At 67.1% G+C, this 16,132-nt stretch carries 12 protein-coding genes and 1 tRNA gene; 6 read left to right on the top strand and 7 right to left on the bottom strand.

Annotated elements, in window-relative coordinates; all coding sequences use genetic code 11:
• Positions 1 to 142: 142 nt before the first annotated feature.
• Entirely contained in the window at positions 143 to 2,896 is a 2,754-nt protein-coding gene (adhE, locus tag E3O57_RS05230; RefSeq protein WP_174776223.1) for a bifunctional acetaldehyde-CoA/alcohol dehydrogenase, read from the top strand.
• Positions 2,897 to 3,044: 148 nt separating this feature from the next.
• Complete coding sequence (locus E3O57_RS05225) at positions 3,045 to 3,422, top strand: hypothetical protein (protein ID WP_133159861.1); 378 nt, start codon at positions 3,045 to 3,047, stop codon at positions 3,420 to 3,422.
• A gap of 50 nt (positions 3,423 to 3,472) precedes the next feature.
• Here the strand turns inward: E3O57_RS05225 and E3O57_RS05220 are convergent, their stop codons facing one another.
• Positions 3,473 to 4,141: a phosphatase gene (locus E3O57_RS05220; protein WP_088455522.1), complete on the bottom strand. Its 669-nt coding sequence runs from the start codon at positions 4,139 to 4,141 to the stop codon at positions 3,473 to 3,475.
• Positions 4,142 to 4,169: 28 nt separating this feature from the next.
• Positions 4,170 to 4,604, bottom strand: a complete 435-nt coding sequence (locus E3O57_RS05215) for an arsenate reductase ArsC (RefSeq protein WP_088455521.1) — start codon at positions 4,602 to 4,604, stop codon at positions 4,170 to 4,172.
• Positions 4,605 to 4,833: 229 nt separating this feature from the next.
• Between E3O57_RS05215 and arsD the strand changes: the two genes are divergently transcribed.
• Both arsD and arsA read left to right on the top strand, forming a co-directional pair.
• A complete protein-coding gene (gene arsD / locus E3O57_RS05210; protein ID WP_103480184.1) occupies positions 4,834 to 5,256 on the top strand; it encodes an arsenite efflux transporter metallochaperone ArsD in 423 nt (140 codons plus the stop codon).
• Positions 5,256 to 7,145 carry an arsenical pump-driving ATPase gene (arsA, locus tag E3O57_RS05205; RefSeq protein ID WP_103480185.1) on the top strand — a complete coding sequence of 630 codons (1,890 nt, stop codon included), beginning with the start codon at positions 5,256 to 5,258 and terminating at the stop codon, positions 7,143 to 7,145. The genes arsD and arsA overlap by 1 nt, the downstream gene beginning before the upstream one ends.
• Before the next feature lie 44 nt (positions 7,146 to 7,189).
• Here arsA and E3O57_RS05200 read toward each other — a convergent pair.
• From E3O57_RS05200 to E3O57_RS05190, 3 genes are all read right to left on the bottom strand, one after another.
• Positions 7,190 to 7,263: transfer RNA gene (locus tag E3O57_RS05200), tRNA-Met, on the bottom strand.
• Between the two features lie 150 nt (positions 7,264 to 7,413).
• Positions 7,414 to 10,323 (bottom strand): UPF0182 family protein, encoded by a 2,910-nt coding sequence (locus E3O57_RS05195; protein WP_174776310.1) that lies wholly within the window; start codon positions 10,321 to 10,323, stop codon positions 7,414 to 7,416.
• A 106-nt stretch (positions 10,324 to 10,429) separates the two neighbouring features.
• Entirely contained in the window at positions 10,430 to 11,536 is a 1,107-nt protein-coding gene (locus E3O57_RS05190; protein ID WP_103480186.1) for a PDZ domain-containing protein, read from the bottom strand.
• Between the two features lie 141 nt (positions 11,537 to 11,677).
• Between E3O57_RS05190 and E3O57_RS05185 the strand changes: the two genes are divergently transcribed.
• Positions 11,678 to 13,039, top strand: coding sequence for a zinc-dependent metalloprotease (locus E3O57_RS05185; protein WP_370028227.1), 1,362 nt, complete (start codon positions 11,678 to 11,680; stop codon positions 13,037 to 13,039).
• Between the two features lie 8 nt (positions 13,040 to 13,047).
• Here the strand turns inward: E3O57_RS05185 and E3O57_RS05180 are convergent, their stop codons facing one another.
• Complete coding sequence (locus E3O57_RS05180) at positions 13,048 to 13,995, bottom strand: sugar-binding transcriptional regulator (protein WP_088455518.1); 948 nt, start codon at positions 13,993 to 13,995, stop codon at positions 13,048 to 13,050.
• Between the two features lie 91 nt (positions 13,996 to 14,086).
• Entirely contained in the window at positions 14,087 to 15,316 is a 1,230-nt protein-coding gene (locus E3O57_RS05175) for an MFS transporter (protein WP_088455517.1), read from the bottom strand.
• A gap of 23 nt (positions 15,317 to 15,339) precedes the next feature.
• Between E3O57_RS05175 and E3O57_RS05170 the strand changes: the two genes are divergently transcribed.
• The gene (locus E3O57_RS05170; RefSeq protein ID WP_103480187.1) at positions 15,340 to 16,032 is read left to right on the top strand and encodes a maleylpyruvate isomerase family mycothiol-dependent enzyme; all 693 of its coding nucleotides are present in this window, start codon (positions 15,340 to 15,342) and stop codon (positions 16,030 to 16,032) included.
• The last annotated feature ends 100 nt before the right edge of the window (positions 16,033 to 16,132 follow it).

Here is a 16,132-nt window from a genome sequence, read left to right as displayed (position 1 = left end):
TTGCGGTGCAGGGCGAACGGATGCTGAACGGGCGCCGAAAGGCAGTGCACGTGGGACCTTTGGCCCGTGTTTTGGGCGTTCCGGCAGCCTATGTTTGAACCAGAGACAAAGATCCCAGATCGGGTTGTCCAGGAGGAAAACTATGACGATCACAGACCAACCAGTCGCCACTCCCATAGCTACGAAGATCGACACCCTGGTTGCCGCCGGCAACGTCGCGCTGAAGGACTACGCGGACTTCACCCAGGAACAGATCGACTACATCGTCAAGAAGGCCTCCGTCGCCGCGCTTTCCCAGCACGCCACGCTCGCCGTGCACGCCGTCGCTGAGACCGGCCGTGGAGTCTTCGAAGACAAGGCCGTGAAGAACCTCTTCGCGTGCGAGCACGTCACCAACAGCATGCAGAACCTCAAGACCGTGGGCATCATCAGCCGCGACGAGCTCACCGGCATCACCGAGATCGCCGAGCCCGTCGGCGTCATCTGTGGCATCACCCCGGTCACGAACTGTACGTCCACCGCGATCTTCAAGTCGCTCATCGCGCTCAAGACCCGCAACCCCATCATCTTCGGCTTCCACCCCGCCGCGCAGGAGTCCTCCGCAGCCGCCGCCCGCGTCGTCCGCGACGCCGCCATCGCAGCAGGCGCACCCGCCAACTGCATCCAGTGGATCGAACAGCCGTCCCTCGAGGCCTCCACCCTGCTGATGAACCACCCCGGTGTGGCACTCATCCTCGCGACCGGTGGAAACGCCATGGTCCGCGCCGCGTACTCCTGCGGCAAGCCCGCCCTGGGCGTCGGCGCCGGCAACGTGCCCGCCTTCATCGAGAAGAGCGCCAAGCTCAAGCGTGCCGTCAACGACGTCGTGCTCTCGAAGGCCTTCGACTACGGCATGATCTGCGCTTCCGAGCAGGCCGTCATCATCGAAGAGCCCCTCTACAACGAGGCCATGGCCGAGTTCAAGATCCTGCACGCCTACCGCACCAACGCAGAAGAGAAGGCCCTCCTCGAAGAGTTCATCTTCGGCGTGCAGGCCAACTCGGAGAACTGCGCCGGCGCCAAGCTGAACCCGAACGTCGTCGGCAAGTCGCCGGTGTGGATCGCACAGCAGGCCGGCTTCAGCGTCCCCGAAGAAACGTCGATCATCCTGGTCGAGGTGTCCGGAGTCGGACCGCACGAGCCGATGACCCGCGAAAAGCTGGCACCGGTGCTCGCCGTCATGCACGCCAAGGACGCCGAAGAGGGCATCTCGCTCTCCGAGCAGATGGTGGAATTCGACGGACTGGGCCACTCGGGCTCGATCCACAGCGAAAACCCCGCGATCATCGAAGAATTCGGCAAGCGCGTCAAGGCTGTCCGCATCATCACCAACGCCCCCAGCTCGCTCGGTGGCATCGGTGACATTTACAACGCGTTCATCCCCTCGCTCACGCTCGGCTGTGGTTCGTACGGACACAACTCCGTCTCGAACAACGTCTCGGCGATCAACCTGATCAACATCAAGCGCATCGGCCGGAGGAACAACAACTTGCAGTGGTTCAAGATCCCCGCGAAGACCTACTTCGAGCCGAACGCCATCCGTTACCTGGCCGACATGCGCGACGTCACCCGGGTCACCATCGTCACCGACTCGACCATGACCCGCCTGGGCTTCGTCGACAAGATCCTCGACGTGCTCAACCGCCGTGAGGGCCGCGTTGCCCTGCAGATCATCGACAACGTGCTCCCCGAGCCCACCGTTGCCGCCGTCGAGAAGGGCGCAGAGGAAATGCGCGCCTTCAAGCCGGACACCATCATCGCCCTCGGTGGCGGTTCGCCGATGGACGCCGCCAAGGTCATGTGGCTGCTGTACGAACACCCCGAAATCGACTTCGCCGACATGAAGGAAAAGTTCTTCGACGTGCGCAAGCGCGCGTTCAAGTTCCCCGACCTCGGTGAGCTCGCCAAGCTGGTCTGCATCCCGACCACCTCGGGCACCGGTAGCGAGATGACCCCGTTCGCCGTCATCACCGACGACGTCACCGGCGTCAAGTACCCGCTGGCCGACTACGCGCTGATCCCGTCCGTCGCGATCATCGACCCCGTGCTCACGGCCATGATGCCGTCGTTCCTCGCCGCAGACTCCGGCTTCGACGCCCTGACCCACGCCACTGAGGCGTATGTCTCGGTGTACGCGAACGACTTCACCGACGGCCTCTGCCTGCACGCGATCAAGCTGATCTTCGAGAACATCGAGACCAGCGTCAAGGGCACCATCGGCAGCACCGATGACGCCGTGATCAAGGCTCGCGAGAAGATGCACAACGCCGCATCGATCTCCGGTATGGCATTCGGTAACGCCTTCCTGGGCATAGTCCACGCCATGGCTCACGTCACCGGCGCGCAGCTGCACCTGATCCACGGCCGGGTCAACGCGACCTACCTGCCGCACGTGATCCGGTACAACGGCACCGTACCGACCAAGCTGACCAGCTGGCCCAAGTACGAGCACTACATCGCCCCGGAGCGCTTCCAGGAAATCGCGAAGCACCTCGGCCTCCCGGCCTCCACCCCGGCCGAGGGCGTCGAGTCCTACGCCAAGGCCGTCGAGAAGCTGCGCGACCAGGTCGGCATCAAGCCGTCCTTCCAGGCACAGGGTGTGCCGGAAGAGGACTTCATCAGCCGCCTCGACTCGCTCGCCATGGGCGCCTACGGCGACCAGTGCGCACCCGCCAACCCGCGGATGCCGATGCTCGAGGACATGAAGACCCTCATGGAAGCCGCGTACTACGGCACGTCGTTCGCCGAGGTTCGCGCCGGACGCGCAGCCGTGGTTGACGCCGCGCACGAGACCGGTGCAGTGGTTGCCGCTCCGACCGAGGACGCCAAGAAGCCCGCCCGCAAGGCCGGCAAGTAGGCTCCACGCGTCACAGCAACAACCGTTCGACCTGCACCACCACAACGGCCCCGCACTCTCGTGCGGGGCCGTTCTGTGTTGCGAGAACGGTGCCGGCGGTCGCGGTCGCCCGTCGCTCCTCACCACCCATTGGTGTTAGATGGACACTGTGGGCAACCCAACTGACACTCCGCACGGCAACGCTGACGCTGCTGGACCCGATTCAGCCCGCATCCCTCAGGACGATCAGGACGAGCAGGACGAGGCTCGAACCTCCAGCCAAGCCGCCCAGGATCAGAAGATCGAAAAGATCCTGGTGGACGCACACCGACGGGACGATGAGGCCGACATCCGCGATGTCGAGTCTGACAAGCGTGCCGAAGCCGCCGACCTCGAGGCCTTTTTGGACACCAGCGAAATATATTCAGGCCACGGAGAACGGCGAGCAGCAGCGCTGGACCGCTCCCACGCCAAGAGCGATCGTCAGTCCTCCGCCGACGATCGAGCCGAACTCACGAAGCACAAAGACACCCCGAACGCGGACTAGCCGAATTCCTGGCGCCACGACGAGGCGGCTGTGCTGCGAGCCGGGTCTGATCAGGCCGGGAGGGAGTGGGGTTCCACACCGACACTGGTCAGCAGCGTGACGACGTGGGCGCGGATGTCGTCCCGGATGTCCCGCACGGCTTCCAGCGATTGTCCGGCCGGGTCGGCCAGCTCCCAGTCCTGGTAGCGCTTGCCCGGGTAGACCGGGCAGGCGTCGCCGCAACCCATGGTCACCACGACGTCGGCGGCCTGCACCACGTCGTCGGTGAGGGGCTTGGGAAACTCTTCGCCCAGGTCCAGGCCGATTTCAGCCATGGCGGCGATCACGGTGGCGTGGATCTCACCGGAGGGCATCGAGCCGGCGCTGCGTACGTGAACGCGCCCGCCGGAGAGGTGCGCGGTGAGTACGGCGGCCATCTGGGACCGGCCCGCATTCTGCTCGCAGACGAAGAGCACCTCGGGGACGTCCCGGGCAATCGCGCCCTTGGCCTGGGCGAGCGCGGTGAGCCGGTCCGTGGCGAACCGAACCGTGCGAGCGGCGACGTGTGCGCGCACCGTCGATCCGCGCAGGAGGCTGGTGTACGACTCGAGCACGTATCGTTCCACGGTCTCGAGGCCGAAGATACCGGAGAACTTGAGCGAGAGCTCGTCGGAAAGACGGTGCAGGTACGCCTCCGGGAAGGTGAGACCGGGAAGGGGGCGACGGTCCGAAACATCCATTTTCTTCACCTTGTCGAGTGTCGGGTGGTCAGGCGGTGACGGGAAGGATCTCGGCGAGCAGCTTCTCGATGCGAGCCTTGATGTCGTCACGGATCGGGCGCACCGATTCGATGCCCTGACCGGCCGGGTCGGCCAGCTCCCAGTCCTCATAGCGCTTGCCGGGGAAGATCGGGCAGGCATCGCCGCAGCCCATGGTGATCACGACGTCGGAGTCTTTGACGGCCTCGGTCGTGAGAATTTTGGGCACGTTGTGTGCAATGTCGATGCCGTCTTCAGCCATGGCCTCGATGGCGACGGGGTTGATCTGGTCCTTCGGCTCGGAACCGGCCGAGAGCACCTCGACGCGACCTCCGGAGAGCGCCGTCAGGTATCCGGCGGCCATCTGCGACCGGCCGGCATTGTGCACGCAGACGAACAGAACTGTGGGCTTGGCGGCGGACGTACCTGCGCTGAGGTCAGACATGGGGATTCCTTCGGCTGGTGATTGATCGACATCTGTCAATATAGACGATTCACGCCGGCTGCGGCACCAGTGCAGAAATTGTCTTGAGCCGCTCACGCGCCATTCACCTCCCGTTCACCCACTCCCGGCGCCGGTCGGCAATGGTGTAAATCGATGCACGTCGATATGCTGGGATGGCCGGATGCGCTCGACACCGTGTCGCATCGCCCGGCGGATACCGAGGCCTCCCATGACGTCCATCCAGATCTTCGAACCCGGCCTGTGCTGCGGCACCGGCATTTGTGGTGTCGACGTCGACCAGCAGCTCGTGACGGTGTCGGCCGACATCGACTGGGCGACCTCGGCCGGCGGCAGCGTGCGCCGGTTCAACCTCGCCCAGGAGCCCCTGGCGTTCGCCGAGAACGAGACCATGCGCAGTTTCCTGCACACGGTTGGCCAGGAAGGTCTTCCCGTCACGATGGTCGACGGCGCCACCGTGCTCACCGGCCGGTACCCGTCCCGCCCCGAGTTGGCCAAGTGGGCCGGCCTGGGCGCCCCCGCGGCCGAAGACCGGCCGTCGCTGCTCAGTGACGCCCAGCCCGCCGCCTCCGCTGACGGCTGCTGCGGCGGCGGCGGCGGCGGCGGCGGCGGCGGCGGCGAAGGCTGCTGCTGATGACCGTCGGCACCGACATCCTTCTCGACACCGGCACCCGCAGCTCCACCGCCTTCCTGGCGGATGCCCCGCGGTTCCTGTTCTTCACCGGCAAGGGCGGCGTCGGCAAGACCTCGATCGCCTGCGCAAGCGCGATCCGGCTGGCCGAGGGCGGCGCATCCGTGCTGCTGGTCAGCACCGACCCGGCCTCGAACGTGGGCCAGGTGTTCGGCGTCAGCATCGGCAACACCGTGACTCAGATCGACGCCGTGCCCGGGCTTGCCGCGCTGGAGATCGACCCGGAGCAGGCCGTTCAGCAGTACCGCGAACGCATTGTGGGCCCGGTGCGTGGCCTGCTGCCCGCCGCGGAGGTCGCCTCGATCGAGGAGCAGCTCTCCGGCGCCTGCACCACCGAGATCGCCTCGTTCAACGAGTTCACCGACCTGCTCACGGATGCCGCCTGGACCGCCGCGTACGACCACATCGTCTTCGACACCGCACCGACCGGGCACACCATCCGGCTGCTGCAGCTGCCCGGCGACTGGACCGAGTTCCTCACCGCGGGCAAGGGCGACCCGTCGTGTCTGGGCCCGCTGTCCGGCCTGGAGAAGCAACGCGCGGTATACGCGCAGGCCGTGGCGGCACTCGGCGACCCCGAGCGCACCCGTCTGGTGCTCGTCTCCCGCGCCCAGCAGTCCACCCTGGCCGAGGCCGCCCGCACCCACACCGAGCTGGCCGCGATCGGCATGGACCGGCAGTACCTGGTGATCAACGGTGTGCTACCGGGCCCGGATGCCGAGCTGCCCTCACCCGCAACGGGGCCCCCCGCGGCGGTTGACGACCCACTGGCGGCCGCCATCCGCCTGCGGGAACAGCGGGCGCTCAACGCCCGCGACCCCGTGCTGGTCGCGCTGCCCACCGACTACCTGCCGCTGATGGCCACGAACATGGTGGGCCTGCCCGCCCTCCGCGGCCTCCTCCCCCACGACGGCAGCTCTGTGAGCCCCGAGCCCGCCGCCGAGCTGCCCACGTCCGGACAAGTTGCCCCCGCACACCTGGGCAGTTCGTCCGGTGCGGGGCAACTCGGGGATGCCGGCCTTGAGGTTCTGGTGGACCAGATCGCCGCCGACGGCCACGGGCTGGTGATGCTGATGGGCAAGGGCGGCGTGGGAAAGACCACTATGGCGGCTGCCGTCGCCGTCGCCCTGGTCGAACGCGGCTTCGCCGTGCACCTCACCACAACAGACCCCGCCGCGCACCTGACCGACACCCTCGCCGGCGAACTCACCAACCTCGAGGTCTCCCGCATCGACCCGGCCGTGGAGATCGAGCGCTACACCGAGCACGTCCTGACCACCAAGGGCAGCCGCCTCGACGAACAGGGCCTGGCCATGCTGCGCGAAGACCTGCGATCGCCGTGCACCGAAGAGATCGCTGTTTTCCAGGCCTTCTCCAAGGTGACCCGGGAGGCCAAGAACAAATTCGTGGTGCTCGACACCGCCCCGACCGGGCACACCCTGCTACTGCTGGACGCGGCGGGGTCCTATCACCGGGAGATCGCCCGCCAGATGGGCACCTCGATGCAGTTCGTCACCCCGATGATGAAGCTGCAGGATCCGGCCCAGACCAAGGTACTGCTGGTGACCCTGGCCGAGACCACTCCGGTGCTCGAGGCCGCCGGCTTGCAGGAGGACCTGAGGCGTGCCGGCATCGAACCGTGGGCGTGGATCGTGAACAACTCGATCGCGGCGGCGTCACCGACCTCGGCGCTGCTGAAGCGCCGGGCGGCCAACGAGCTGCCCGAGATCGACGCGGTCCGCACCCGGTACGCCGCCCGCACCGCTATCGTGCCGCTTCTGGCGGTGGAGCCGATCGGCATTCCGGCGCTGGCCGGCCTGTCAGGGGGTTAACGCAAAAGTCCCGGTCTCTTTCGAGACCGGGACTTTTGTTTTAGTTGCGGGGGCAGGATTTGAACCTACGACCTCTGGGTTATGAGCCCAGCGAGCTACCGAACTGCTCCACCCCGCGCTACAAGAACTAAGTTACCACAGTTACCCAAGGCCCTCGAATCGGGGACGCCGCCCGGGCGCGTCGCACCCGGCACAGACAAAACGCGGGTGGTGCGACCGGGTTTCCCCGGCGCACCACCCGCGCATGGATGAGGCGGCCAACTACACGCTACTGCTGGTCGAGCAGCACCAGCAGCTCGGCGACCGCATCATTCAGCTTCTTGTCGGCAACCCCATAAGCGGAGAAGTCACCCGACGTCAGGGCCGCCTGCTTCTCGGTCACGGCCAGCTTGGCTTCCGCGAGGAGCGACCTGATCTGAGCATCCGTCGCCGGGTCACCGGTCGTCGTCGACGGGGCTGTGCCTCCGTCGACGGGAGCCTCGCCCGGGGCGGGCGTTTCCACGGCCGGCACGTCGGTGTCGCCGGCGTTGGCCCCGGACTCACCGCCGAAGAGCACGTTGAGTGCGTTATCGAGTGTGTCCTCGAAGGCGATCTGGTCACCGAAGGCCACCAGGACCTTCTGCAGCAGCGGGTAGCTGGTCTCACCGGTGGACTGCACGTAGACGGGCTGCACGTAGAGCAGACCGCCACCGACGGGCAGCGTCAACAGGTTTCCGTTGAGCACGCTGGACTGGCCCTGCTTGAGCAGGTTGAGCTCGGCGGAGATCGTGGGATCACCGTTGAACTTGGCCTGCACCTGGCCGGGACCGGGCACCGTGATGTCGTTCGGCAAGGTCAACAGGCGCAGCTTGCCGTAACCCTCCGCCCGTTCCCCGTCGGTGGCACCCGCATCCGCGTCGGCGGCAAGGTACCCCGTCAGGACGTTCCGGCTGGTTTCACCGGACGCGTTGGGGATGAAGGTCGAGTACAGCGAGTACGACGGCGCATCCTGGCCGGGCATCTGCATCGTCAGGTAGTACGGCGGCTGCAGGGTGGTGTTGGTGCTCGGCGACACGGGGTCGTTCGGTGTGGTCCAGGCATCGTCTTCGGAGTAGAACGAACCGGGGTCGGTCACGTGGTACTTGCCCAGGACCGCGCGCTGCACCTTGAACATGTCGGCCGGGTAACGCACGTGGCTCATCATGTCGCCGGTCATCTCGCTCATCGGCTCGACAGTCGACGGGAAGATCTTCTGCCAGGTCTGCAGCAGCGGGTCTTCTTCATCCCAGGCGTACAGGGTCACGGAGCCGTCGTAGGCATCCACGGTCGCCTTGACGGAGTTGCGCATGTAGTTGATGTTGTCCAGCGCGAACGGCTGTTCGGGCGTCTCGGTGTCGGCGATGGCGTCGCTCAGGCTGACCGCGGTGGAGTACGGGTAGCTGGCCGAGGTCGTGTACGCGTCCACAACCCACTTGATGCGTCCGTCGACGACGGTCGGGTACGGGTCGGAGTCGAGCGTGAGGTACGGGGCGACCTTCTGCACGCGGGTGATCGGGTCGCGGTCGTAGAGGATCTGGGACTCGTCGTTGACGGCGTTGGCCAGGAAGATCTGCTCGGACTGGAACTTGAGTGCGTAGATCAGCTTGTTGAACGGGCCGTTCAGGCTGGGACCGCCGTCACCGGTGAAGGTGGTGTAGGTCTGCTGGGCGCCGTCCTCGCCGGACGGATAGTCCAGTTCGATGGGGTCGGTGCCCTCAGGGGCGCCGACGATCGAGTAGGTCGGTGAGGTCTCGCCGAAGTACACCCGCGGCTCGAACTCGCCGAGCGCTCCCGACGTGGGGATGCCGTTCTCCAGGAACACCGGCTGGCCGTCGGCCGAACGCTGGTTGCCGTAGGCGGCGACGACGCCGTAGCCGTGCGTGTAGACGACCGATGAGTTGACCCAGGTCTCGCTGCTCAGGCCGTTGAGGTTGAGGTCACGAACCGACACCACGGTGTCCTGGGACTTGCCGTCGATCGTGTAGCGGTCCACGTCGAGCTTGGACGGGAACTGGTAGTACTGCTTGAACTGCTCGAGCTGGGCGAACGCGTCGCTGACCAGGGCGGGGTCGAGGATGCGAATGTTGGCAGTGGTCTCCGCGTCCTCGCGCAGGGCGCCTGGCGTGGCCTCGGTGGTGGCGGTGTACGGGATCTCTTCCACATCGGCGACGCCGTAGGCATCGCGGGTGAGGTCGATGTTGCGCTGGATATACGGCGCTTCGAGGGTCTTCGCGCTCGGGTCCACCTGGAAGCGCTGCACGACCCAGGGGTAGAGCGAACCGATCAGCAGGCTGCTCACGATCAGCAACGCGGTGCCGATCACCGGCAGGCGCCAACGACCGATGAAGGCCGTGACGATGAAGAGGATGGCCACGAAGACCGCGATGCCGGCCAGGATTGCACGCCCGGGAATGGTGGCGCTGACGTCGGTGTAACCGGCGCCGGTGATCAGGTCGTTCGACTGGGTGAGGGTGGAGTACTGGTCCAGCCAGATGCTGACACCCTGCAGCAGTAGGTAGACCGCGGCGGTGATGGCGATCTGCACGCGGGCGGCCTTGGCCACGAAGACCTCACGGCCGGTGACGCGGATGGCGCCGTACAGGTAGGAGGTGGCGAGAGCGACCAGCGCGGAGATGAGCACGACGGCGGAGCTGAAGGCCAGCAGCGACTGGTAGAACGGCAGGTCGAAGAGGTAGAACGACACGTCGAAGCCGAACTGCGGGTCGGTGGTGCCCGCCTCGGTGCGGTTGAGCCACATCAGGATCGTCTGCCAGTGGGTCGCGGCGGCGACACCGGCGAAGAGGCCGAGCAGGGCGGGGATGCCGTACATCGCGAGCCGGCGCAGCGGCTCGATGACCTGCTGGTAACGATCGACCTGCGAGTTCAGCTTGGCGTAGACCGGGCGCAGCCTGTAGGCGAGCTGAATGCTCACCCAGACCGGCACGGCCATGCCGAGGAACCCGATGACGAACAGAACCGCGCTGGCGATCCATTGCGTGGTCAGCACGCTGAGGAAGCCGAGCTGGTCGAACCACAACACGTCGGCATAGAGCCCGGCGAAGATGAAGAACAAGATCACCAGCCCCGCAATGATCGCTGCCGTGATGGCGAGCGGGGCACGGCTCCGGCGTGGAGCGCTTCCAGCGGATGATGTGGTCACGAATTGGCCTCTTGCTCTGATAGATCGGGGGTCAGACCCTCATTCTATGCAGCCGCCCTCAGGGCAAACCCCGAGTTCGCTGAGGGCTCACCCAGAAGTGCCCGTGCTATCGGGTTGCCGGACAGGTCGGCAGGTCGCCGGTGTCGGCTCCGGTGCCGATGGCATCCAGCGCAGCGAGGGACTCGTCGAGGGTGCTCACGGCCAGGACCGTCAAGCCATCCGGGATGTGACCGGAGACCTCGTCGCAGTTGGCGGCGGGCGCCAGGAACCACTCGGCACCGGCTTCTTTGGCTCCGAAGAGCTTTTGGCGGATCCCGCCGATGGGGCCGACACTGCCGGACTGGTCGATGGTTCCGGTGCCGGCGACATCCGCCCCACCATGGATGGACCCCGGGGTGAGCTTGTCGATGATGCCCAACGCGAACATCATGCCGGCGCTGGGCCCGCCGACCTTGTCGAGCTGGATGTTGACGTCGAACGGGAACTTGTACTCCGACTTGACGTTGATTCCCAGAACCACGTTGCCGTCGACGTCGACGGGGGTGACCTCGACGCTCTGCTCGGCGCCGTCGCGGGTCAGCCCGATGGTGGCCGGGGCGTCGGCGCCGCTGGCGGTGAGTGCCGCCCGCAGCGCGGTGATGTCGGCCACGGCTTCCCCGTTGACGGTCTCGATCAGGTCGCCGGCCTCGATCAGGCCGGTCGCCGGCGCCTCGTCGGCCAGTGACACCACGCTCAGTTCGGTCGGGTAGTCGTAGCCGAGGTTGGTCAACGCCGCGGCGATGGCGTCCCGCTGGGAGTTCACCATGGCCGCCTGGTTCTGCTCGTCACGCTGTTCGGTGCTGACGTCGGCCGGGAAGACCGACTCCATCGGCACCACCGCCTGGCTCGGGTCGAGCCAGGCCGACGCGACCGTCAACCAGTTCAGGCGGTTGTCCGGGTTGCCGAGCACCGAGACCGTGAGCAGGTCCAGCGTGCCCTCCGTCGGGTACACGGTCTCGTCCGGGATCGAGATGAGGTCGGTTTTCTCCCCGTCATATTCGGCGGATCCGAGCGTGTTGTACACGGGCCCGGGCTTCTCCACGACATACGGTGACGGCACGATCGCCAGGGTGAGCCCGGTGACCAGTGCGATACCCAGCACCACCCACCCCGTGCGCGAACCCTTGCGGGGTCGGTCGGAGCCTGAATGCGGGTCAGCGGTGAAGAGGGCCACCAGGCTCCTTAGAAGGATGAAGGGGAAGTGCGCAAGCTGTTCGCTACGGGCGACAAGGCAAGAACCCAGCGTAGGTCATTTCCCAGTTCTAGCCGGGGTTCTCGGGCTAGCGTAGAGGGACGCAACTGAGAGGTGCCTGAAGTGGCCGATGACTCCCGACCCGACGAAGGTCAGAACCCAGAAGACGAATTCCGGGACATGCTCCGAGACATCCTGTCGGGCAAGTCGTCCATCGACCCCGGCCAATTAGCCGGCGCGGCCGGACTCCCGAACGATCCCGCCAGTGTGGCGGCGCTGATGAGCCAGCTGCAGGGCGCCCTGAAGGGCGGCGGCGACGGCGGCATCAACTGGGGCATCGCCCTGCAGCAGGGCCAGGAACGCGCGGCCACCGGGCAGCTCAGCACGACCGACGCCCAGCGCGCCGAGTTCGAGCAGGCCTTCCACATCGCGGCGCTCTGGCTGGATGACGTGATCAACGTCGCCGAGCTCACAGTTGTCCCGCGCCTGATGACCCGCAAAGAGTGGGTGACCGCCACCATGCCGCTGTGGAGCCAGCTTTCCGAGCCCGTCGCGACGAGCATTTCGGATTCGCTCACCAACGTGCTCACCGAACAGGCCCCAGAGGAGCTCAAGGGCATGCTCGCCGGTGCCAGCCAGATGATGCGTAGCCTCGGCGGCACCCTGTTCGCCATGCAGCTGGGTCAGGTTGTCGGCCAGCTCGCCAGCGAGGTCGTCTCCGGCGGCGACATCGGCATCCCCCTGTTCAGCGACCAGCAGGCCGCCCTGCTCCCCCAGAACGTCGCCGAGTTCGGCGAGGGCCTTGACGTGCCCATCGACCAGGTGCAGATCTATCTCGCCGTGCGTGAGCTCGCCCACGCCCGCCTGTTCCGGCACTCCCGCTGGTTGCGTCTGCACATGATCAGCTCGATCACCGATTTCGCCCACGGCATCAGCATCGACACCGAACGGCTGGAGTCCCTCGCCGAGGGCTTCGACCCGTCGAACCCCGAGGAACTGCGGGACGCCATGGTGAACGGCTCCCTGATCCCGCCCAAGTCCGACGCCCAGCTGGCCGCCCTCGGCCGGCTCGAGACCATGCTCGCCCTGGTGGAGGGCTGGGTCGACGTGGTCACCGTGGAGGCCACCAGCCGGCTGCCGCGCGCCGACGCGATCAACGAGACCGTCAAGCGGCGCCGGGCATCCGGCGGCCCCGCAGAGTCGGCCTTCGCCACCCTGGTGGGCCTGGAGCTGCGCCCCCGCCGCCTGCGTGAGGCCGCCGCAATGTGGCAGGCCGTCACCGACGCCGTGGGCAACGAGGCCAGGGACGCCCTGTGGGCGCACCCCGACATTCTGCCGACGTCCGCGGACCTCGACGACCCGCAGGCCCTGGTCGCTCGGCTGACCTCCACCGCCAAGGGCGAGCCCCCGGTCCTGGACGACATCGACCAGGCCCTGGCCGACCTCCTCCGAGACGACAACCCCGACCGTCCCCACGAGGCGTAACGAAGGGGTCAGGCGGCTCCGATCAGCGCCTGGGCGGTGTCTTCGTCGGTGATCAGGACCGTGCACAGGCCGCTGAGGACGACGGAGCGGGCGATGGCGTGCTTGCGCGGGCCGCCGATCACGGCGACTGAAGTTTTCGCTCGGCGTAATTGCTCGAGCGGGATACCGAAGGTGCGCTCGTCCAGCGCCGGGTCGACGATTTGGCCCGCACTGTCGATGAACCGGCCGACCACATCGCCGACGGCTCCCTTGCGCACCAGTTCGTCGACCTGGTCCGGGGTGAGGTAACCGCTGTCGACGTGGGCGGAGCCGGCGTCGGCCTGGCCCGCACTGAACAGATAGGCGGATGCCGCGGCGCCCATCTCGAGCACCGCCGCGACCGAGCGGTCGGAGGCGATGGCCAACTTGGTCTCGACCCGTTCCAGGATCGCGGGGCTGGGCAACAAGGTGAACTGGCCCCCGCCCTTCTGGGCGATGCTGACGGCGGTGGCCGCAGCGGTTCCCGGCCGGGCGTTCAGGCTTACGCCGCCGTTGATTTGCACGACGTTGACGCCGTTCGCCCAACCGGGCTTGAGCTGTTCCGAGATGTCGTGCAGGGTGCGCCCCCAGCTGATACCGAGCGTGCGCGGCACCGGGCGCAGGGCGCTGAGGTAGTCAGCGGCCGCCTGCGCGGTGCGTTTCTGCAGGTCGAGTTCGTCGACGACACCGGCAGTGGACACCACGATTGCATCGACGAGGCCGGTGGCTCTGCGCAGCTGTCGTTCGAGGCCGAGCCGGCGGGCGCGGGGATGCACGATTTCGATGCGGATGAATCCGTTCGCCTTGGCCTGGGCCAACAGCCTGCCGACCTTCCAACGAGTGATCCGGAGGATCGTGCCGATCTCGTCCTGGGTCTTGTCCTCTTCGTAGTACAGCTCGGCCGCCCGAATAGACAGCAGCTCGTCGATGTCGGTCATTCGTTGACGCCTTCCTCAGTGGCCCCAGCGTAAGTGGAGCTGACCGGCCGGTACAACATGCGTTGCAGATCTTGCTCATATGAGCAGCGGATTACGAGCGGTGCCGGCGCTCCAGGTCGTCCTCGAGCAGGTGCGGGCGCGCGACAACCGCGCCGGCCACGGTGATCGCGAGCGCCGTGCCGATCAGGAACAGCAGCGGGGCCGTCCACGCCCCGGTGATCTCGTGCAGCAGCGCCACGCACAGCGGGCCGAGCGCACCGAGGGTGTAGCCGACGCTCTGCACAAAACCGCTCAGTGCCACCGACCCGGCGTGGGTGCGGGTGCGCAGGTTGATCAGAACCAGCGTGAGCGGGAAGAACAGCGGACCGAGACCGGCCAGCACCACCCAGAGCCAGGTGAGCGTGCCTGGCGCCAGAAGCAGGCCGAGATCGCCGATCAGGAAAGCGGCGACCCCCAGGTAGACCAGGATGGCCACGTTTTTCATTCGGGAGGTCAGCCACGGAATCAGCAGCGCGCAGGGGATGCCCATGGCGGCGTAGACCGAGAGCAGAGTGCCGGCCTGGGCCGGGGTCACGCCCGCGGTGTCGATGAGCAGCTGCGGTAGCCAGGCGAACATCGCGTAGGCGTTCAGCGACGACGCCGCGAACACCACGGCCAGTGCCCAGGCGATCGAGGAACGCCAGATCCGACCGAGCAGCGCCGGCTCCGCTTCCTCGACGAGGGCCCCCGGGCTGGCTTGCACCCGGTGTCGCACGAACATCGTCAGCCAGGGCACGAGGGCGAACACCACGGGCAGCACCCAGAGCCCGAGGGAGACCCGCCAGCCGGCGGCATCCGCGACCGGCACGGCGATCAGCGGCGGGATCAGGGTGCTCAGTGACACCACGGTGACGTAGAGGGAGGTGATCAGGCCGACCCTGTCGGGGAAGTACTTCTTCACCAGCGGCGGCAGCAGCACGTTGCCGACCCCGAGCCCGGCGAAGGTGATCACGCTGCCGATCATCAAGGCGGTGAGGGATCCCGCCCCGCCGCGGGTGAGGTGCCCGATGAGCATCGCGGTGAGGGCGAGCACCAGCACGTTCTCCAGGCCCAACCGGCGGGTGAAGACCGGGGTGAAGATGCCGAAGACGGCGAAGCAGACCGGCGGCAGCATACCGAGGAGCCCGATGGACGTTGCGGTCAGCGGGATGTCCGTGGAGATCTGGCTGACGATGGGCGAGAGTGCCGCGACGGCAGTGCGCAGGTTGGCGGCGACCAGGACGATGCCCAGCAGTGCCAGGGTTCGCCCGGTCCAGAGGGGGCGGGGCGAAAATTCTGACACCGGGCAAGTCTAGGCTGGACGGCATGGCAGAATTTGCGCGACTCCTCCCCCTCAGCCTGCGGAGTGTCGGCAACGAATCCGGCGTGAATGCGCGCTGGTCGGGGCACCTCGCGGCCACCGTCACGGCCATCGCCGACCTGCTCGCCGGGCTGACGCCCGAGCAGTGGGAGGCGCAGAGCCTGTGCACAGGCTGGCGGGTGCGCGATGTCGCCGGACACCTGGTCTGGCGGCTTGGCAGCACAAAGCGTGAACTCCTCGGCAGCGCCGCCCGCGCGTACCTCGGTCACTTTGTGCGCCCGGGGCGCGCCATCGACGCCGTGAGCCGGGCCGCGGCCGCCGCCGAGCCGGCACAGCTGGTGGCGCGGCTGCGGGAGATCGCCGCAGCCAGGGCAGCCTCGGGCCGCGGTGGCATCACCGAGCTGACCGAGGCCGTGGTGCACGGCCTCGACGTGGCGCATCCGCTCGGCCTGACCCTGCCGATTCACGCGACCGCCGGTGGCGCGGTTGCGCTGCGGCGCAGTCTGATCGCCCCCACCGAGATCAAGGCCGTTCTGCGCACACGCCGGTTGCTGGCGACGGATGCCGATTGGAGCGTCGGCCACGGCACGCCGCTGCGGGCACCGGCGTCGGAGCTGATTCTGTTCCTGTTCGGCCGCGGGCCGCTGCCCGCGGACACCCCACCCGTTCAGGCACCGCCGGAGCAGCCGGCCGGCTAGTTGTACTGCCCAGGGACGTTGGTTGATGTGTGACGTCTTGAAATGACGAAGACCTCCGGTGGAGGGTGGAGCTGTCTAGTTCCCCAACCCGTCCGGAGGT

Origin of the sequence: Cryobacterium sp. TMN-39-2, from assembly GCF_004402745.1 — a bacterium.
Taxonomy (GTDB): domain Bacteria; phylum Actinomycetota; class Actinomycetes; order Actinomycetales; family Microbacteriaceae; genus Cryobacterium; species Cryobacterium zongtaii.
Note: the sequence above shows the minus strand (reverse complement) of the source record. Positions and strands in the feature narration are given on the sequence as shown.